General features: G+C 59.1%; 1 protein-coding gene. It reads right to left on the reverse strand.

Features of this window, described 5'->3' with window-relative positions:
* On the reverse strand, nucleotides 1-269 hold a 269-nt coding region (locus NLU14_RS21935), incomplete at both ends, for a hypothetical protein (protein ID WP_275710602.1).

Here is a 269-nt window from a genome sequence, read left to right on the forward strand (position 1 = left end):
CATATCTATCGCGTTGGGACCACCTTCCAGCTTCTCATAACGAGGACCGCCAGTCGCTCCCGCTTCATAGCTGTCTCGATACCGCGTCTTTATCGCGCTGACTTGATTCCTCCACTGCGAAGCAACTTCACTGGTTATGATGCCCCTGCCCTCGAGATCTCCGATACGCTGCTCGGCGGTAAGCTCCACCTCCATAGCCAGGGTACCGGCCTTCTGGGCCTGCATCTGCTCGAGCAGCGCAACTGCGGCCGGCGTGAGTACCGTCCCTT

Source organism: Marinobacter iranensis (assembly GCF_029207565.1).
In the GTDB taxonomy this organism is placed as follows: domain Bacteria; phylum Pseudomonadota; class Gammaproteobacteria; order Pseudomonadales; family Oleiphilaceae; genus Marinobacter; species Marinobacter iranensis.